Genomic DNA, 20,499 nt, shown 5'->3' with positions numbered 1-20,499 from the left:
TATATTTTAAAAATTTTAAAAATTTTTAAAATTTATAAATAATTATAACAAAATAATTTTGCTATTTTCTAATAGTTATAATTTTAGTAAAAATAATTCACAAAATATTAAATATAATTTTTTTAATTATATTAATTTTTAATTAGTTTATAGAAAACTATATGAGTAAGTTATTATGAAAAGAATGTTAATAAATGCTACTCAACATGAAGAATTACGTGTTGCTCTAGTTGATGGACAAAAATTATATGATTTAAATATAGAAAATTTTAAACATAAGAAAAAAAAATCTAATATATATAAAGGAAAAATTACACGTGTTGAATTAAGTTTAGAAGCAGTTTTTGTAGATTATGGAGTTAATAAACATGGTTTTTTACCAATAAAAGAAATTACAGAAGAATATTTACCTAATTATGATAATCAAAATATATACAATAAAATAAATATAAAAAATTTTTTACCAATAGGTAAAGAAATTATTATACAAATTAGTAAAGAAGAAAGAGGTCATAAAGGAGCATCATTAACAACATTTATTAGTTTAGTAGGAAGTTATTTAGTTCTAATGCCAAATAAACCAAATTCAAGTGGAATATCTAAGAAAATTATTGGAGAAGATCGAAAAAAATTAAAAAAAATTTTATCATTATTACATTTACCGAATAATATGAGTTTAATAATTCGTACAGCAGGATTAGGTAAAAACATTAAAATACTTAAATTAGATTTAAAACTTAGATTAAAACATTGGGAGAAAATAAAAAAAAAATCTCAAAATAAGTCAGCTCCATTTTTAATATATCAAGAAAGTAATTTAATTGTTAGATCATTACGAGATTATTTATGTCAAGATATAAATGAAATTATAATTGATGATTTTAAAATATTAAAATTGGCAAAAAAACATATTAATATTTTAGGAAAATCTGATTTTAATCATAAAATTAAATTATATAAAGGTGATATTCCATTATTTAATTATTATCAAATAGAATCTCAAATAGAAACTGTTTTTCAAAGAAAAATACACCTTCCTTCTGGAGGTTCTATTATTATAGATACAACAGAAGCCTTAACATCAGTAGATGTAAATTCATCAAGAGCAACTAAGGGAACTGATATAGAAGAAACAGCATTGAATATTAATTTAGAAGCTGCAGATGAAATTATTAGACAATTACGTTTAAGAGATATAGGTGGTTTAATTGTAATAGATTTTATTGATATGTCTTTTTTAAAAAATCAAAAAATTATAGAAAAAAGATTATTATATAAAATACGGCAAGATAAAGCTAAAATTCAAATAAGTAATATTTCAAAATTTGGATTATTAGAAATGTCGCGCCAAAAATTATTTTCATCTTTAAAAGAATCAAGTTATTATTTATGTCCTAGATGTTTAGGTAATGGAACTATAAGAAATAAAAAATCTTTATCATTATCTATTTTAAGATTAATAGAAGAAGAATCATTTAAAAAAAATATAAAAGAAGTGTATGCAATTGTACCTGCTAAAATAGCATCTTATTTATTAAATGAAAAAAGAAAATCAGTTAATGCAATTGAAAATAGAAAAATTAGAACATTTATTATTCCTAATAATAAACTTATTATACCAAATTATTATGTATTAAGCATAAAATATAATGAAGATAAAAAAAATATTCATTATTTTATGAATAAATTTGATAGATTAAATTTAGATAATTTTTATCTTAAAAATAAATTTTTTCAAAATAATTTATTAAAAAAAAATAATATAAATACAAATTTTATTATTTATAGTAAGAAAATAATAAAAAAAAAAAATTATTTTTTTTTAAAAATATATAAATTATTTAATTTTATTAATATAAATAAATGTAAATTTTTTAATTTTTTAAAAAATTTTTCGAAAAAATTTCTTTACATAAAAAAAATTATTTTAAATTATTATAATAAATTTTTTTTATCTTACAAAAAAAATAATTTGAATAAAAATTCAGATATTTTTATAAAAAAAATAAAATTAAATAAAATAAAAAATATTATTTTTTTTCATAAAAAACAAATTTCTCCTATTATTAAATTAAAAATAACAAAAACAGAAAAAAAACTAAAAAACATAAATAATAATTTATTAATTAATAATAATCAAAATTTAAATAATTATATTAGATTAAAAAAAATTTTAAATATAAAAAATATCAATAAAATTAGTAATAATTTAAATAATCAGAAAATTAATTTATCTAAAATATCTATAAAAAATAAAATTAAATTAAATACTAATAAAAAAATAATTTTAAAAAAAAATATAATTTTTTCTAATATTAGAAATAAATATCAATCTAGAATTAAAATAGAAAATAATAATGTATTAACTAAAAAAAAAATATACAAACATTATATGTCATCAAACAATAAAAAATTACAAAATAGTTTTATAAATTGTTGTAATAATAAATTAATTAATACTTCAATTAATTTAAATAAAAATAAAGGTGCTGGTGCACATGCGGCAAAAAGATACGCCACTTCTCCTATTAAAAGATTATAATATTTTATAAAATAATTAATGAAAATTTTTAAATATTTAATTAATAAAACTTAAAATCATCCTATATATACATTACATGTATTTTATGAATTTAATAAATTAAAATTAAAAAAATTATTAAAAAAAATAAAATTAATAAAAAAGAAAAATATTATTTATATAAAATTAATTTAAAAATCAAAAAAATTATAATTTTACTAAAAAATATATTAATAAATAATTATTTAATATTTGTGTAGAAAGAATGAATTATTTGTTTAATAAATTTAAAAAAATCATTATATTGATAATTAATTTTATTATTTAAAATTTTATAAAGTTTACTCTAGTATTTTATTTAAATTTATACAATGAGTAAACTTTTTTTTTACATTATTTCTAATATTTTATTTATTGTATTTTTAGCATCACCAAATAGCATATAACTATTATCTTTATAAAATAAAGGATTATTAATTCCTGAATATCCCTTATTCATACTTCTTTTAAGAATAATTATATTATTAGCTTTCCATACTTCCAAAATAGGCATTCCAGATATTGGACTATTAATATCTTCTTGTGCAGATGGATTTACTGTATCATTAGCTCCTATCACTAATACCGTATCTGTATTAATAAAGTCTTTATTAATTTCATCCATTTCTAATACTAAATCATATGGAATATTAGCTTCTGCTAATAAAACATTCATGTGTCCAGGTAAACGTCCCGCTACTGGATGAATAGCAAATCTGACTTTAATATTTAATGAACTTAATTTTTTTACTATTTCAGAAAGTGGATATTGTGCTTGAGATACTGCTAAACCGTATCCAGGAACAATAATTACATTATTAGAACTTTTTAATATTTCTACTGTATTTCCTATAGAAATATTTTTATATTTTGGTATATTTTTATCTATAATAATATCATTATTTTCATTAATAATTTTTTTTCCTCCTCCAAGTAAAACATTAAGAAAAGATCTATTCATTCCTTTACACATTAAATATGAAAGTATAGCACCTGAAGAACCTACTAAAGCTCCAGTTATAATTAATAGATCATTAGTTAACATAAATCCTGAAGAAGCCGCTGCCCATCCTGAATAAGAATTTAACATTGATATAACTACAGGCATATCAGCTCCACCAATACTCATAATTAAATGAAATCCAAACATTAATGAAATTAAAAACATTAATCCTAATGATAAAATTTGTAATTTAATATTATGTATTTTTAAAAAAATAATCATTAATATGAATGACATTGATAATAAAAAAATATGTATTTGATTTTTATATTTAATATTTAAAACTTTTGATTTCATAAATCCAGATAATTTATTAAAAGCAATAATAGATCCTATTAAAGTAACTGAACCTATAAAAATACTAATAAATATTTCTACTAATTGAATATTAGTATTTTTATCAAAAATAATTTTATTATATATTAAAAGTAAATAATTATTAAAACCAACAAGTACTGCAGTTAACCCAACAAAACTATGTAGTATTGCAATTAACTGAGGCATTTTAGTCATATCAATTTTTTTCGATATATTAATTCCTATAATTGCTCCACAAATAATTGCTGTTATTACATAACCAATATTATTAATTCTTGATTTTAATATAGATATAATAATAGCAATAATCATACCACTAATGGCAAATAAATTACCTCTCCTAGAGGTTTCTTTTTTAGAAAGATTTGCAATACTTAATATAAATAATATTGCTGATATAGTATATGTAAATATTAATGACCTATCAGACATTTATAAATTCTCCTTAATTTTTACGAAACATTTTTAACATACGTTGAGTAATAGTTAATCCTCCAAAAATATTTATACTAGATAATAAAATTCCTAAAAAAGCAATTATAATTATAGTAAAATAATCACTACTAATTTGTAGTATAGAACCAATAATAATAATACCCGAAATTGCATTTGTTACAGACATTAAAGGTGTATGTAATTTATGACTTACATTCCATACAACATAATAACCTATAATACAGGATAATAAAAAAATTATAAAATGAGGAATTACTTCATTAGGAATATATTTTGTTATGTAATAAATAAAAAATAATCCTAAAATATATAAAAAATATTTATTTATAAAAAAACCTTTATTTTTTTTTGTAGTTAAATTTTTTTTTATATTTTTAAAATTATTTATTTTTTCTACATTTTTTTTTTTAGAAGATATAGGTGCAGGCCAAATAATTTCGCTATTATAAATAATAGTCATATTACGAATAATTTCATCTTTTAAATTAATATTAATTTTTCCAAAATTATTTCTAGATAATAAATCTAATAAATTTACTATATTTGTACCATATAATTGTGAAGCTTGTGGTGCTAATTTACTTGGTAAATTTGTATAACCTAATATTTTTATATTATTATTAGTTATAATCATTTTGTTTTTTTTTGTTAATTCACAGTTACCTCCATTTTCGATAGCAAGATCAAAAATAATACTACCTGGTTTCATTTGTTTAATCATTTCTTTTGTAATTAAAATAGGAGATTTTTTATTTTGAATAATTGCTGATGTTATAATAATATCTGTTGTACTTACTATACTATTAAAAGATTCTTGTTCTAACTGTAATTTATTTTTTGATGAAATAGTTTTATATTCATGTATATCATTATTGTCTTCTTGATTTTTTAATTCTAAAAATTCAGCACCCATACTATGAATTTGTTCTTTTACTTCTTTTCTTTTATCAAAAGCAATAACTATAGCTCCTAAACTTTTTGCGGTACCAATAGCCGATAATCCGGCTACTCCTGCTCCAATTACCATTACTTTAGCAGGAAGTATTTTTCCTGCAGCAGTTATTTGCCCATTCAAAGTTCTTCCTAATAAATAAGTTGATTCTATAATACTTCGATATCCAGATAAATTATTCATTGAACTTAAGGCATCTAAAGATTGAGCTCTTGAGATTCTAGGAATAGTATCCATTGCAAGAGTAGTTATATTTTTTAATGCTAAAATATTTAGTAATTTAGTATTTTTATAAGGCCAAATAAAACTAATTAGTATACTATTTTTTTTTATTAATTGACTTTCTTTTTCGTCAAGTGGATGAATTTTAATTATTATATTTGCATCCCAAATTTTTATATTTTTTACTATTTTTGCTCCTTCACTTATAAAATCTTTATCTTCAAAATTAGAAAGATTTCCAGCTCCATTTTCAATATATACTTCAAAACCTAATTTTATTAATTTTTTAATATTTAAAGGAGTTATTGCTATTCTTTTTTCTTTAAGAAATTTTTCTTTTGGTATTCCAATTATCATAATTAATCCTTTTCTATAAAATAAATATAATTTTATATGAAATAAAATTTATAATATTCACTAAATTTAAAAATTATCATTTATTAAAATATTTATCAATATTAATATTTTATATAAAATATATAAATTAAATTAAAATTAGTTAAAATTATTAATTATTTCCAATTATTTGTATACTAAAACCAGCGTCTAAATTAATTATCTCTCCTGTAATTCCTAAAGATAAATCAGAAGCTAAAAAAGTAGCTACATTACCAATATGGTTAATGGTAATTTTTTCTGATAAAGGACTATTTTTTTTATATAATCTTATAATATGATTAATATTTTTTATTTTTGAAGATGAGATAGTTTTTATTGGTGCCGGAGAAATACCATTAATTCTTATATTCTTATTTCCAATACTACATGCTATATAACGAATATTAGCCTCTAAAGAAGCTTTTGCTAAACCCATAATATTATAATTTGGTATAAAATTTTTTGAACCTAAATAAGTTAAAACTATAATTGAAGATTTATTATTTAATAAATGTACACATTTTTTCACCATACCTAATAAGCTATAAGAACTAATATCATGAGAAATTTGAAATGATTTACGAGAAATATTTTCAATAAAGTTATTTTTTAATGTATTATTAGGCGCAAATGCAATAGAATGTACAAAACCATCAAATTTATTCCATAATTTTGATATTTTTAAAAATAAAGATTTAATATCTTTGTCTTTTGATACATCACATTTTAAAATTGGATATTCTGTCATTTTTTGTACTAATTCTTCTATTTTATTTTTATTTTTTTCTTTTTGGTATGTAAAAATTAAATTTGCTTTATGTTTATACATTATTTTAGCTATACCATATGCAATAGATCTTTTAGTCAAAATTCCAGTAATTAAAATTTTTTTATCTAATAATAAATTCATAAATTCTACCTTAAAAATATTTATTTTATCAATAAAATTTAATAAATTTAAGAAAATAGTAAATAAAATAAATAAATTTCATAAAAAATATTTAAAAATTCGATATTTCTCACTTTTTTGATTTGTTTCACTAGACAAATTAAGTATTAATTGATGTACTTTTAAGTGACACAATTTTAGTGTCTATTTTTATTTAAAGGTAATAATTGATGTCCAAGATTAAAGGTAACGTTAAGTGGTTTAATGAATCTAAAGGCTTTGGTTTCATTACTCCTGAAGATGGTAGTAAGGATGTTTTTGTACATTTTTCTGCAATTCAAAGTAGTGGTTTTAAAACATTAACCGAAGGCCAAAGAGTAGAATTTGAAATTACTAACGGAGCCAAAGGACCTTCTGCTGCTAATGTTGTTGCACTCTAAGTTTATTTATTAGCAAAAAAAAGGTTTAATATATTTATTGCCTCTGATAGAATTAAAATTTTATATTTAACTATTTATATTATAGTAAAATTAAAAATAATATTTTAAATAATTTTTCAGAGGCAATTTTTATATATTATAATTTTAATTAGAATAATTTTTTTGTGCATTATAAGAAGAACGTATAAAAGGACCACATATTACTTTTTTAAAACCAATTTTGATTGCTTCTTCTTTAATTTGAGTAAATTCTTTTAAACTATAATATTTATATACAGGTAAATGATTTTTGCTAGGTTGCAAATATTGTCCTATAGTTAAAATATCAACTCCATTAAATTTTAAATCTTCTATAGTAGTAAATAATTCTGTATTTGTTTCTCCTAATCCAACTATTAAACCTGATTTAGTTAAAATATTGGGAAATAAATTTTTAAATTTATTTAATAATATTAATGATTTATGATATTTTCCAGAAGGTCTTATTTTGTAATACAAATTTTTTACTGTTTCTATATTATGATTAAAAACATCAGGTAAAGAAAAACTTAATATATTAAGAGCTTTTTCAATACAATTTTTAAAATCCGGGACTAAAATTTCTATTTTAATATTAAAATTTTTTTTACGTATCTTTTTTATACAATTAACAAATTGTTTAGCTCCTCCATCATGTAAATCATCTCGATTAACAGAAGTAATAACAACATATTTAAGTTTCATTTGAAAAATAATATTTGCTAAATTAGATGCTTCTTTTTTAGAATCTTTTATTATAGGTCTACCATGAATTACATCACAATATGGACAATTTCTAGTACATATATTTCCTAAAATCATGAATGTTACTTGTCCTTTTCCAAAACATTCCATTAAATTAGGACAAGATGCTTCTTCACAAACTGAATATAATTTATTTTTTTTCAAAATAGATTTAATTTTTTGAACTTTATTAATATTATTTAATGGAAGTTTAATTTTTATCCAATTAGGTTTTTTAAAAATTTTTTTTTTCATATTTTTATAAAAAGTTATTTTTTTAAATAAATAATTTAATATTATAAATAAAATTTTTTTAAAAAAACTATTATAATTAAAATTAATTACTATAATTATCTATTAATAAAATAAATTCTTTTATTAATAATTTTTTAATTCTGAAAATTTTTATATTTGAAATAAAATTTTTTAATTGAGTCATTTTTAATTTTTTAAAACCACATGGTTTAATATATTTAAAAGGTAATAAATTCATATTTATATTAAATGCTATTCCATGTGTAGAACATCCTTTTGAAATTTTAATTCCTATAGATGCTATTTTTTTATTATTAATATATACACCAGGATTATGATGATAATCATCAGTCATTATTCCAAAATATAATAAAATATTTTTAATTGTTTTTTCTAAAATAAATATTAAATTTTTAATATTTATTTTTCTTCTTCTTAAATCAATTAAAATATACATAATTTGTTGTCCTGGAGCATGATATGTAATTTTTCCTCCCCTATCAGTATTAAATATTGGTATATTATGATTATAATATAAAATATTTGAAATATTATATGTTTTACCTTGTGTAAATACAGGAATATGCTCAACTAACCATATTTCATCTAATGTACTATTAGATCTTTTTAAATTAAAATTCTTCATTTTTTTATAAGTTATATACCAAGGTTCTATTCCTAAATCTCGTATGATAAAATTTTTTTTGTACATAAATATTTATTAAATACTATTTTTATTGATGAATCCATTTACTTATTAATAATCTGATATAGTCCAATAAACAAACAAAAATATTTCCTTTTGAAATATTTTCTAAGGCTACTAATGGATATTTTGCAATTATATGATTATTAATTATAAAAGTCATACTACCTAATATTTGATTTTTATATATTGGTGCTAATATTTTATTATTTTTAATATGATATATAATTTTTATTTTTTTTTCTTGATTTTTAAAAATTGTTAAATAAACATTATTTTTAATACCTATTCTTACAGAACTATATTTACCATATAAAATAGGAATAGATGCAATTTTTTGATATTTTTTTATAGGATTAATTGTACGAAAAGTTTCAAAACCCCAATTTAATAATTTTTTACTATTTTTTCTTCTATCTTGTTCTGTTTTATCACCTAAAATAACAACAATTAATCTCATATTATTTTTTGTTGCAGAAGCTATAATATTATAACCAGCATTTTCAGTATGCCCCGTTTTAATACCATCTACATTTAGAGAATTATCCCATAATAATAAATTACGATTTTTTTGAAAAATGTGATTAAATGTAAAACTTTTCTGTTTATATATAGAATATTCATAGGGAAAATCACGAATTAATGCTTTTCCCATAATAGCTATATCTTTTGCTGTAGTATATTGTCCAGGTTTATCTAATCCATGGACATTTTTAAAACAAGTATTTTTTAATCCTATTTTTTTTGCATAAAAATTCATTAAATCTACAAATTTTTCTTGATTTCCAGATATATATTCTGCTATAGCGACACAAGCATCATTACCTGATTGTAAAATAATTCCTTTTATTAAATTCTCTACAGAAATATGATCTCCAATTTTTAAAAACATTAATGATGATCCATTAAATTCTTCATTACCTGTTGCCCAAGCATTTTGGCTAATAATAACAACATCATGACGATGTATATTTCCTTTTGCTATAGCTTTAGCTATTACATAGCTAGTCATAATTTTTGCAAGACTAGCTGGTTTTTGCAGTTCATCACTATTTTTTTCTGTTAAAATAACTCCCGTATTATAATCTATTAAAATATATGATTTAGCATTAATATCAGGTTCTGATGAAATATTAAATATATTTTCATGTGCATATACTATTGTTGAGTATATTATAAATATAGTAGTAATAATTAATTTTATGATTTGATTAATTTTTTTATTAGTTTTTTCACATATTTTCATTATATTTTACTCATATACAAGTATATATTATATTTTTTATAATAAGATTATTAAATAATGATTTAAATTATATTTATTAAAAATATTATTTTATATAATTTTAAAAGAAATGTAACTAAAATTTTAGTAAAATAAAATTATTAAAAATAATATTTATATAGGTATACATAAAATTATGATAAAGATTGAATCTAAAAAAAAATATAAATTTGCACTAGGAGTAGAATATAATGGTAAAAATTATCATGGATGGCAAAAACAAAAAATATACTATAAAAAAACTATACAAGAATATGTTGAAAATGCTATTTCAAAAATTGCTAATCATAATATTAAAATTATTTGTGCAGGTAGAACTGATATAGGTGTTCATAGTTTAGGACAGGTTATTCATTTTGAAACCAGTAGTTTTAGAAAAAAAAAATCTTGGATTTTAGGTATAAATAGTTTATTACCTAAAGATATAGTTATAAATTGGATAATATCAGTAAAAAAAGAATTTCATGCAAGATTTAGTGCATTATCACGTAGATATTTTTATATTATATATAATAATTTATATAGATCAGCTATTTTTAATAGTTTAGTTACTTCATATAAATATAATTTAAATATTATAAAAATGAAAAATGCAATAAAATATTTATTAGGTGAACATGATTTAACTTCCTTTAAATCTGGTAAAAAATTAAATCAGTCTTCTTTTCGAAAGATTATTAATTGTGATATTCAAAAATATGGAAATTATATATTAATTGATATAAAAGCTAATGCTTTTTTATATCATATGGTCAGAAATATTGTAGGAAGCCTATTAGAAATAGGACTTGAAAAAAAGGAAGAAAATTGGTTATTAGAACTAATAACTATCAAAGATAGGACTAAAGCTGCTGCAACAGTTAAACCAGATGGATTATTTTTAGTAGAAGTTGAATATCCAAAACATTTTTGTATTCCTTATTATAATTGGAATTCATATTTTTTTTTAAAAAAAATAATTTAATTATTAATTTAATTTAATTAAATTAATATACTTAAGTATTACAAAATATAAATTTTATAATAAATAATGAATATTATTTTAAATAATGTAAAGAATATAGAATTTTTTTATAATATAATTTTTTATTTTAAAAATTAAAAATTATTTTAATTTTTAAAAATTTTTATATTATTTTAAATATTAAAAAGATAAAATAACTTAATTAAAATTTTAAATACATAAAAAAATATGCTTATAATTGATTATTTATTTATATTAATAATAATATTTTCTTCATTATATAGTTTTTTTAGAGGATTTATAAAAGAAATTTTAACAACATTAATTTGGTGTATATCATTTTATTTATCTAAAAAATATTTTCATTATTTATTTTATATAAAAAATACAGTAATTAATAATTTATATTTTCAAAAAATTTTTTTATTACTTATTTCATTTATATTATCCCTATCATTAGGGTATATAATTAATAATTATATAAATAAAAAAATAAAATATTTTAATTTAAGTATTTTTAATAAAATATTAGGATTATTTTTTGGTTTTTTTAAAGGATATTTTATTGTTTTATTTTCTTTGTATTTTTTAAATCATTTTGATAAAAATTTATATAATTATATTCTACTTGAACAAAAATCATTAGTATTTATTTATTTTCATAATTTATTATATAAATATAATTATTTTTTATAAAAAATTTTATACCCAGAGCGGGAATTGAACCCGCACAGCAATAACATGCCGAGGGATTTTAAGTCCCTTGTGTCTACCAATTCCACCACCTGGGTAAAATATAAAATAAATAATTTAGGCGCATCCCGGAATTGAACCGAAATAAAAGGATTTGCAATCCTCTGCATAACCACTCTGCCAATGCGCCATATTTTATTTATAATAACTGATATTAAAAATTATGTATATAATATTTTTATTTTTATTTAAAAATTTTCATATAAAAATATATATTTATTATATATATAATTTTATTATTTTTTATATATAATAAAAATAATAGATTAATAATTAATTATATAATACTTATTTTAGGAATACATATGTTAAACAAATTAGTATTTGTTATTAATTGTGGTAGTTCTTCTTTAAAATTTTCAGTTATAAATCCTTTAAAAAAGGAAATATTATTTTTTGGTTTAGCTGAACATTTTCATAATAAAAATTCTTATATTAAATGGAATATTAACAATAATAAACAAAAAATAAAATTTAATTCAAAAACAAATCATAAGATAGTATTAAACTACTTAGTAGAAAAAATTTTAAAAAAAAATTTATTTTTATATAAAAATATTATAGCAGTAGGACATCGTATAGTACATGGAGGAGAAAAATTTACAAATTCTGTAATAATTAATAAAAAAGTTATTAAAGCTATAGAAGAAGCATCAGTTTTTGCTCCCTTACATAATCCTATTCAATTAATAGGTATTAAAGAGATAATAAAAATATTACCTAAATTAAAAAATAAACAGGTTGCCGTATTTGATACAGCTTTTCATCAAACAATACCTGAAACATCATATTTATATGCTTTACCTATAAAATTTTATAAAAAATATAAAATACGTCGTTATGGAGCTCATGGTACAAGTCATAAATATGTATCTACAATAGCGGCTAAAATGTTAAATATACCTTTTAATATATTTAATTGTATTTCATGTCATTTAGGTAATGGATCTTCTGTTACTGTTATAAATAAAGGTAAAAGTTTTGATACTTCTATGGGTTTAACACCTTTAGAAGGTTTAGTAATGGGCACAAGATGTGGTAATATTGATCCTGCTATTATTTTTTATATGAATAAGCAATTAAATATTAAAATAGATGAAATTTACAAAATTTTAACTGAAAAATCAGGTATGTTAGGTTTAACAAATATAACTAGTGATTTTAGATATATTGAAGATAATTATTTAAAAAATGTAGAAATAAAAAAAGCTACTAAAATATTTGTACATTATTTAGCTAAATATATAGCATCATATAGTATTTTAATAAAAAATAAAATTCATGCAATTATTTTTACAGGAGGTATAGGAGAAAATAGTATTTTAATTAGAGAAAAAACAATAAAAAAATTAAAAATTTTAAATTTTTTTTTAGATAAAAAATTAAATAATGAAATAATACATGGTAAATCTGGTTTAATTAGTACTATAGATAGTATTCCAATATTAGTTATACCTACAAATGAAGAACTTATGATAGCGCATGATACATTTAAAATTATTAATAATCAATCAAATTTATAAAATTAAAAGGTAAATAATTATGTTAAAAAAAGTAATTATGTCTATACCAGTAAATGTTGATATACATTTTTTTACTAGTATAAATTTAGGATTATTAAATAATATAAAAAATAAAAAATTAAAATGTAAATTTTTTAAACCGATTACTCAAATAGAAAATTATAATTTTAATTATACGAATTTTATTTTAAAAAAATATTATCCTAATATTAAATTAATAAATTCTTTAAAAATAAATGATATTAATTTATTTAATAAAACTATTGAATATGATAATATTATAAATAATATAATAAAAAAATATTATGAAAATATAGATGATACGGATATTTTTTTTATAGAAGGTATTAATTCCATATATATGGAACGATTATTATTTAAATTCAATTGTGATATAGCAAATATTTTTAATGCAGAAATAATATTTGTTACATCTATAAATTTAAAAAATGAAACTTTAGAAAAAGTTAAATCTAATATTAATATTTTATTTAAAAAAAAAATATTTAATTTTGACATAAAAAAAGTTTATTTCTTTATTAAAGAAGTACATAATAATCAAAATCATAATCCTTTTTTTTATAATTTAAATATATTTGAAGATAAATTAGAAAATATAAAAAATATTAAAAATAATAATTCATTAATTTTATTTAAAAATAATATAATAGTTGTTCCATGGTTAAAAAATTTTATATTTGGAATTAATTTAAAAGATATTTGTAATTATTTAAATTGTAAAATAATTAATATTATATATAATAGAATTAAATATATTTTATTTTTTAATAAATTTTTTTTTATAAAACAAAAAATTTTTATTAAATCTTTATTAATTATTTCTATAAATGATATAGAGAGTATAAAAAAAATATATCAAGTAATATCTAAAAATATTTTTTGTAATAGTATATTATTTACTGATTTTATCACAAATAATAAAGTTGAATGTATTAATTATTTTTTTTCAAAAATTATAAAAATTGCTAAATCTAATAATATAACTATTTTATATACAAAAAATAATATTTATAAAATATATTCAAAATTACATCATATTTATAAATATATCTTTCCAATTTATGATAATCAATTAATATCTAACATTATTAAATATGTTTCATCATATATTCCTGAAAAAATTTTTTCTAAAAAATATGTAAATTATAAATTTTATATTTCTCCATATATTTTTAAATATAATTTAATAGAAAAAGCACAAAAGTTAAAAAAAACAATTTTATTACCAGAAGGTGATGAAATACGCACTCTTCAAGCTGCTTCGATATGTTATCAAAAAAATATAGCTAATTGTATTCTTTTAGGAAAAATTAAAAAAATTCATAAGATAGCTAAAATGAATAATATAAATTTAAATAATATTAATGTAATTGATCCTGATTTTATTAGAAATAATTATATAGAAAAATTAATGTATATAAGAAAACATAAATTACTTAGTCAAGAAAAAGCAATAGAATTATTAAAAGATAATATGATTTTATCTACTATGATGTTAAAACAAAAAGAAGTAGATGGCATAGTTTCCGGAGCTAATACAACAACTGCTAATACTATTAGACCTGCATTACAAATTATTAAAAATCTACCAAGATTTTCTATAATTTCATCAATATTTATAATGTTATTACCCAAAAATATATTAATATATGGTGATTGTGCTATTAATCCTAATCCTAATTATAAACAATTAGCAGAAATTGCAGTACAATCTTGGGAAACTAGTAAATTATTTAGTATAATAAATCCTAAAATAGCAATGATTTCATATTCTACTGGTACCTCTAGTAAAGGTATAGAAGTAGAAAAAGTATATAAAGCAACTAAATTAGTAAAAAATAAATTTCCTAAATTAATGATAGATGGTCCTTTACAATATGATGCAGCTGTAGTAGAAAATATTGGAAAATATAAATCTCCAAATTCTTTGGTTGCTGGTAATGCTAACATTATTATTTTTCCAGATCTTAATACTGGTAATACTACTTATAAAGCTGTACAAAAAACATCTAATATTGTTTCTATAGGTCCTATATTACAGGGTATTAATCAACCTATAAATGATCTTTCAAGAGGATCTTCAATTGAAGATATAATTTATACAATAGCAGCAACAGTTATACAAACACAATTAAAAAATTAAATATAATTTGTTTTTATTTATATATCATTTATATAATATCTTTTTTGAAATTTTAATTTATTATTAAATTCACAAATAATAGGCCTACCAGTAGGTAAGTTTAAATTAATAATATCTTTATCACTAATATTTTCTATATATTTAATAAAAGCTCTTAATGAATTTCCATGTGCAACAATAATAATACGTTCACCATTCATAATTTTATGTAAAATATTATTTTTCCATATATAAACTACTCTTTCTAAAGTTTTAGATAAACTTTCTGATAAAGGTAATTGATGATCATCCAATTTTGCATATTTAGAATCAAATCTTTCCCATTTAGGATCTTCTATTGATAATAATGGTGGTTTAGTTGTGAAACTACGACGCCATTTTTGAACTTGTATTTTTCCGAATTTTTTTAAAATTTGTTTTTTATTCATTCCTTGTAAAGATCCATAATGTCTTTCATTTAATCTCCATGTTTTTTTTACAGGAATCCATAATTGATCTAATTCTTTTAAAACAAACCATAAAGTATGTATTGCTCTTTTTAAAACAGAAGTATAAGCGTAATCAAATTTAAAATTAAAATTTTTTAATATTTTTCCTGCTTGTATTGCTTCAATTTTTCCTTCTTTTGATAATTCAATATCACGCCAACCAGTAAACAAATTTTTTTTATTCCATTTACTTTGTCCATGACGTAATAATACTAATTTTATATTAGGCATAAATTTTGATCCTTTTAAAAAATTTATATTTTTATATTAAATGTCAAATGAAGAACCACAACTGCATGTATTTTTCATATGTGAATTTTTAATAATGAATTTAGATTCTTCGATATTTTCAATATAATCAATTATACTTCCATATAAATATTGAATACTTATTTTATCTATTAAAATATTTATTCCAAATATATTTATAACAACATCATTTTTTCTTATATTTTTATCTAATGTAAAATCATATTTAAAACCACTACATCCTCCTCCTATAATAAATACTCTAAAATTAATATTTTTATAACATAATTTTTTTATTTTTTTAGCTGCTGTTTTTGTTAAAATAATAGATTCATTAATTGATTTATTTTTTATCATTTTAATTGTAAAAATTAATAATAATATTAAGTAATATTTATAATTTTATTATATAATTTAGATTTATAACGAGATGCTTTATTTTTATGAATTAATCCTTTGTGTACTTGTCTATCTAAAATAGATTGTGTTATTTTAAATATTTTTTTTGATAATTCTATATTTTTACTAGATATAGCATTATTAACTTTTTTAATAAATGTACGTAACATAGATCGATAATTTAAATTATATTTTCTTTTTTGTTCTGCTTTTAAAATTCTTTTTTTAGATGATTTTGTATTTGCCATATAAATAATCCTTCAAATTTTATAAATTTAATTATTAATATTTTATAAAAATTAAATATTTACATAAAATATTATTATATATAATATCTCTATATAAATAAAATTAATTTTATATTTATTAATTTTTTATTAAATAAAAATTATATTATTTATTTTATTAAAATAAAAAATACTAAAATATAATTTTTTAAAAACTTAAATATCTAAGATGATTAGAATGAAAAATCAATTTAATTTAAATTTACCAAAAACAAAATTTCCAATGAAAGCTAATTTAATAGTAAATGAATTAGTTATATTAAAACAATGGACAAAAGATAATTTATATAAATTAATATTAAAAAGTAAAAAAAATAAAAAAAAATTTATTTTACATGATGGTCCTCCATATGCTAATGGAAATATCCATATTGGACACGCTTTTAATAAAATATTAAAAGATATTATTATTAAATCTAAAAACATGGACGGATATTATACCATATTTATACCTGGATGGGATTGTCATGGATTACCAATCGAACAAAAAGTAGAAGAAATCTTTAAAAATAAAAAAATTTCTAAAAAAATATTTAGAATTGAATGTAGAAATTATGCTTTAAAACAAATTAAACAACAAAAAAAAGATTTTATTAGATTAGGAATAATTGCAGATTGGAATAATCCATATTTAACTATGGATTTTAAAACTGAAGCAAATATTGTTCGTACTTTAGGTCAATTAATACAAAATAAACATATATATAAGGGGAAAAAACCTGTATATTGGTGTACAAAATGTCTTTCTTCATTAGCAGAGGCTGAAGTTGATTATATTAGTAAAAAATCGTTAACATTTTATATCAAATTTAAAATTATAAATACAGACTTTTTAAATAAGATTATAAATATAAAAAAAAAATATTCTGATATTTCATTTTTAATATGGACAACCACACCATGGACTATACCAGCTAATAAAGCTATTGCTTTAAATCCTAAAATTTATTATCAATTTATAAAAATTAATGAAAATATTATTATAATAGCAAAAGATTTAGTTAATATTATTATGTTAAAAATTAAAATTAAAGATTGGGAAATTATAGGAGAAATTAAAGGTAAACATTTTAATAAAAACTATATTAAAATTAAAAATCCTATTAATAATCAAATTTCATCTTTAATTATTAGTAATAATGTATCTAAAAAATCTGGGACTGGTATTGTACATATGGCTCCTAATCATGGATTAGAAGATTATAATATATGTAATAAAGAAAATATAAAATGTTTAGATAAAAATATTATTGATAAAAAAGGTTTTTTCAGAAAAAATATACACCCTAAATTAGATAAAAAAAATATTTTTTCTTCAGAAAAAATAATTAAAATAATTTTAGAAAAAAAAAATGCATTATTTCTATCAGAAAATTATATACATCAATATCCATATTGTTGGCGTCATAAGATACCAATAATATATGTTTCTACAACACAATGGTTTATTAGTATGGATAGAAATAATATTAGAAAATTAGCTAAAAAATTAATAAAAAAAATAAAATGGATTCCTAATTGGGGTTTTAATAGAATGTTTAATATGTTAGAAAAAAGACCTGATTGGTGCATATCTAGACAAAGAATTTGGGGGATCCCAATTCCTTTATTTATTAATAAAAAAACAAAAAAAATACATATTAATTCTATAGAATTTATAGAAAAAATAGCATGTATGATAGAAAAAAATGGAATACAAGAATGGTGGGATTTAGATATTAAAAAATTTTTAGGTAAAGATGCAATTTTTTACGAAAAAATTACTGATATTTTAGATGTTTGGTTCGATTCTGGTTCTACTTATAATGTAATTATTAAAAAAATACATGAATTATATAAAAAACAAGTTGATATATATTTAGAAGGCACAGATCAATATAGAGGCTGGTTTATTTCTTCTTTAATTATTTCAACAGCTATAGATAAAATTTCTCCTTATAAAACAGTTATTAGTCATGGATTTACTGTTGATGATAAAGGGAAAAAAATGTCTAAATCTTCAGGAAATATTATTAAACCACAAAATATAGTTAATATTTTAGGTAGTGATATTTTAAGATTATGGGTGGCATCTACCGATTATTATAATGAAGTAAATATTTCTAAAAATATATTACAAAAAATTACAGAAATTTATAGACGTATTCGTAATACTGCAAGATTTTTATTATCTAATTTATATGATTTTATGCCTGAAAAAGATATAATAAAAGAAAAAAAAATGTTAATTTTAGATAAATGGATTATTCATAAAACTAAAATGGTTCAAAAAAAAATTATTTATTTTTATAAAAATTATAATATACAAAATGTTATTCAAGAAATTATGCAATTTTGTTCTATAGATTTAGGATCTATATATTTAGATCTTATTAAAGATAGACAATATACATTTAAAAAAAAAAGTATAGAAAGATTAAGTTGTCAAACAGCTCTATATATGATTATTGAATCATTAGTTAGATGGATAGCACCAATATTATCTTTTACAGCACATGAAATTTGGAATTATATACCTGGATTACGAAATAAATATGTTTTTACAGAAGAATGGTATTCTAAATTATTTTACTTATCAAAAAAATCTATAATGAATCATGAATATTGGAATGATATTTTTCTTTTTAAGAATGAAATAAATAAAATTATTGAATATGCTAGAAATAAAAAAATTATAAAAAGTTCTTTAGAAGCTAACATAACTGTATATGTAAATCATCATATATATGAAAAATTAATATTATTAGGTACAGAATTACGTTTTTTATTATTAGTTTCTAAAATTATTTATTTTAAATATATAAAAAATTTTAGTAAAAAATTAATAAAAAAATTTAAAATTATAAAATCTAGATATTTAAAATGTAAAAGATGTTGGTATTATACAAAAAATACTATGAATGATATTTGTGATCGTTGTAAATTAAATACATTAGGAAATGGTGAAAAACGTTTATTTATTTAATAATTTTTTTAAAAAAAATAATTTATTAAATCTATTTAACATAATCTTATTAGTTAGTATAGATATTATTAGTAAAAATTATATTGTTAAATATATAAAATTATACGATAGTTATTATGTTAACTCTTATTTAAATTTTACTTATTTAAAAAATTATGGAATAATTTTTGGTTTTTTTAGTAAAAATTACTTTCATAATATTTTACTAATAATAAATATTATTATTTTAAGTATAATTTTTTTTTTTATAAAATATAAATATAATATATTATCCTATAATTTTATAATTAGTGGAATATTAGGTAATTTAATTAATAGAATTAATTATGGTTTTGTAATAGATTTTATAGATTTACATATTTATCATTATCATTTACCAATTTTTAATATTGCAGATATTTTAATATTTATTGGTATATTTATTTTAATAATTAATTATTATATATTATAAATAATAAAATAATATAATAGGTTTTTTATT

At 18.5% G+C, this 20,499-nt stretch carries 17 protein-coding genes and 2 tRNA genes; 8 read left to right on the top strand and 11 right to left on the bottom strand.

From position 1 onward, the window contains the following. The first annotated feature begins 175 nt into the window (after positions 1–175). The gene (locus GJT91_RS00405) at positions 176–2,542 is read left to right on the top strand and encodes an Rne/Rng family ribonuclease (protein WP_168868296.1); all 2,367 of its coding nucleotides are present in this window, start codon (positions 176–178) and stop codon (positions 2,540–2,542) included. Between the two features lie 367 nt (positions 2,543–2,909). On the opposite strand, the gene GJT91_RS00400 is transcribed toward GJT91_RS00405, so the two are convergent. The 3 genes from GJT91_RS00400 to GJT91_RS00390 form a co-directional block, all read right to left on the bottom strand. Continuing rightward, complete coding sequence (locus tag GJT91_RS00400; protein ID WP_168868295.1) at positions 2,910–4,313, bottom strand: NAD(P)(+) transhydrogenase (Re/Si-specific) subunit beta; 1,404 nt, start codon at positions 4,311–4,313, stop codon at positions 2,910–2,912. 13 nt (positions 4,314–4,326) lie between these two features. Further along, a complete protein-coding gene (locus GJT91_RS00395) occupies positions 4,327–5,868 on the bottom strand; it encodes a Re/Si-specific NAD(P)(+) transhydrogenase subunit alpha (protein WP_168868294.1) in 1,542 nt (513 codons plus the stop codon). 151 nt (positions 5,869–6,019) lie between these two features. Further along, positions 6,020–6,799 carry an enoyl-ACP reductase FabI gene (locus tag GJT91_RS00390; RefSeq protein ID WP_168868293.1) on the bottom strand — a complete coding sequence of 260 codons (780 nt, stop codon included), beginning with the start codon at positions 6,797–6,799 and terminating at the stop codon, positions 6,020–6,022. Between the two features lie 209 nt (positions 6,800–7,008). Here GJT91_RS00390 and cspE point away from each other — a divergent pair, with 209 nt between their 5' ends. Further along, the gene (gene cspE / locus GJT91_RS00385; RefSeq protein ID WP_168820769.1) at positions 7,009–7,218 is read left to right on the top strand and encodes a transcription antiterminator/RNA stability regulator CspE; all 210 of its coding nucleotides are present in this window, start codon (positions 7,009–7,011) and stop codon (positions 7,216–7,218) included. A gap of 144 nt (positions 7,219–7,362) precedes the next feature. Here the strand turns inward: cspE and lipA are convergent, their stop codons facing one another. The 3 genes from lipA to GJT91_RS00370 are packed head-to-tail and all read right to left on the bottom strand — an operon-like array spanning position 7,363 to position 10,187. Then, positions 7,363–8,322, bottom strand: a complete 960-nt coding sequence (gene lipA, locus GJT91_RS00380) for a lipoyl synthase (protein WP_425483095.1) — start codon at positions 8,320–8,322, stop codon at positions 7,363–7,365. Further along, complete coding sequence (lipB, locus tag GJT91_RS00375; protein ID WP_168868291.1) at positions 8,318–8,947, bottom strand: lipoyl(octanoyl) transferase LipB; 630 nt, start codon at positions 8,945–8,947, stop codon at positions 8,318–8,320. The genes lipA and lipB overlap by 5 nt, the downstream gene beginning before the upstream one ends. Positions 8,948–8,969: 22 nt before the next feature. Beyond that, positions 8,970–10,187 carry a serine hydrolase gene (locus GJT91_RS00370; protein WP_168868290.1) on the bottom strand — a complete coding sequence of 406 codons (1,218 nt, stop codon included), beginning with the start codon at positions 10,185–10,187 and terminating at the stop codon, positions 8,970–8,972. Between the two features lie 175 nt (positions 10,188–10,362). Between GJT91_RS00370 and truA the strand changes: the two genes are divergently transcribed. Both truA and GJT91_RS00360 read left to right on the top strand, forming a co-directional pair. Further along, positions 10,363–11,190, top strand: coding sequence for a tRNA pseudouridine(38-40) synthase TruA (gene truA, locus GJT91_RS00365; RefSeq protein ID WP_168868289.1), 828 nt, complete (start codon positions 10,363–10,365; stop codon positions 11,188–11,190). 228 nt (positions 11,191–11,418) lie between these two features. Continuing rightward, positions 11,419–11,886: a CvpA family protein gene (locus tag GJT91_RS00360; RefSeq protein WP_168868288.1), complete on the top strand. Its 468-nt coding sequence runs from the start codon at positions 11,419–11,421 to the stop codon at positions 11,884–11,886. 9 nt (positions 11,887–11,895) lie between these two features. Here the strand turns inward: GJT91_RS00360 and GJT91_RS00355 are convergent. Next, positions 11,896–11,981, bottom strand: a tRNA-Leu gene (locus GJT91_RS00355). Between the two features lie 21 nt (positions 11,982–12,002). Beyond that, positions 12,003–12,073, bottom strand: a tRNA-Cys gene (locus GJT91_RS00350). Between the two features lie 175 nt (positions 12,074–12,248). Here GJT91_RS00350 and GJT91_RS00345 point away from each other — a divergent pair. Together GJT91_RS00345 and pta are read left to right on the top strand one after the other, a co-directional pair. Next, a complete protein-coding gene (locus tag GJT91_RS00345) occupies positions 12,249–13,466 on the top strand; it encodes an acetate kinase (protein ID WP_168868287.1) in 1,218 nt (405 codons plus the stop codon). 19 nt (positions 13,467–13,485) lie between these two features. Next, the gene (gene pta / locus GJT91_RS00340; RefSeq protein ID WP_168868286.1) at positions 13,486–15,630 is read left to right on the top strand and encodes a phosphate acetyltransferase; all 2,145 of its coding nucleotides are present in this window, start codon (positions 13,486–13,488) and stop codon (positions 15,628–15,630) included. 17 nt (positions 15,631–15,647) lie between these two features. On the opposite strand, the gene gpmA is transcribed toward pta, so the two are convergent. Genes gpmA through rpsT form a run of 3 tightly spaced genes read right to left on the bottom strand, consistent with a single transcriptional unit; the run spans position 15,648 to position 17,014 of the window. Beyond that, positions 15,648–16,349, bottom strand: coding sequence for a 2,3-diphosphoglycerate-dependent phosphoglycerate mutase (gene gpmA, locus GJT91_RS00335; RefSeq protein ID WP_168868285.1), 702 nt, complete (start codon positions 16,347–16,349; stop codon positions 15,648–15,650). Positions 16,350–16,385: 36 nt separating this feature from the next. Next, positions 16,386–16,724, bottom strand: coding sequence for an iron-sulfur cluster insertion protein ErpA (gene erpA, locus GJT91_RS00330; protein WP_168868284.1), 339 nt, complete (start codon positions 16,722–16,724; stop codon positions 16,386–16,388). A gap of 26 nt (positions 16,725–16,750) precedes the next feature. Beyond that, the gene (gene rpsT, locus GJT91_RS00325; RefSeq protein ID WP_168868283.1) at positions 16,751–17,014 is read right to left on the bottom strand and encodes a 30S ribosomal protein S20; all 264 of its coding nucleotides are present in this window, start codon (positions 17,012–17,014) and stop codon (positions 16,751–16,753) included. Positions 17,015–17,222: 208 nt separating this feature from the next. Here rpsT and ileS point away from each other — a divergent pair, with 208 nt between their 5' ends. Beyond that, complete coding sequence (ileS, locus tag GJT91_RS00320) at positions 17,223–20,018, top strand: isoleucine--tRNA ligase (protein ID WP_168868282.1); 2,796 nt, start codon at positions 17,223–17,225, stop codon at positions 20,016–20,018. Next, positions 19,993–20,469, top strand: a complete 477-nt coding sequence (lspA, locus tag GJT91_RS00315) for a signal peptidase II (protein ID WP_168868281.1) — start codon at positions 19,993–19,995, stop codon at positions 20,467–20,469. Before ileS ends, lspA begins: the two co-directional genes overlap by 26 nt. Positions 20,470–20,499 lie beyond the last annotated feature (30 nt).

Source organism: Enterobacteriaceae endosymbiont of Donacia semicuprea, assembly GCF_012570535.1.
Taxonomy (GTDB): domain Bacteria; phylum Pseudomonadota; class Gammaproteobacteria; order Enterobacterales; family Enterobacteriaceae.
Note: the sequence above shows the minus strand (reverse complement) of the source record. Positions and strands in the feature narration are given on the sequence as shown.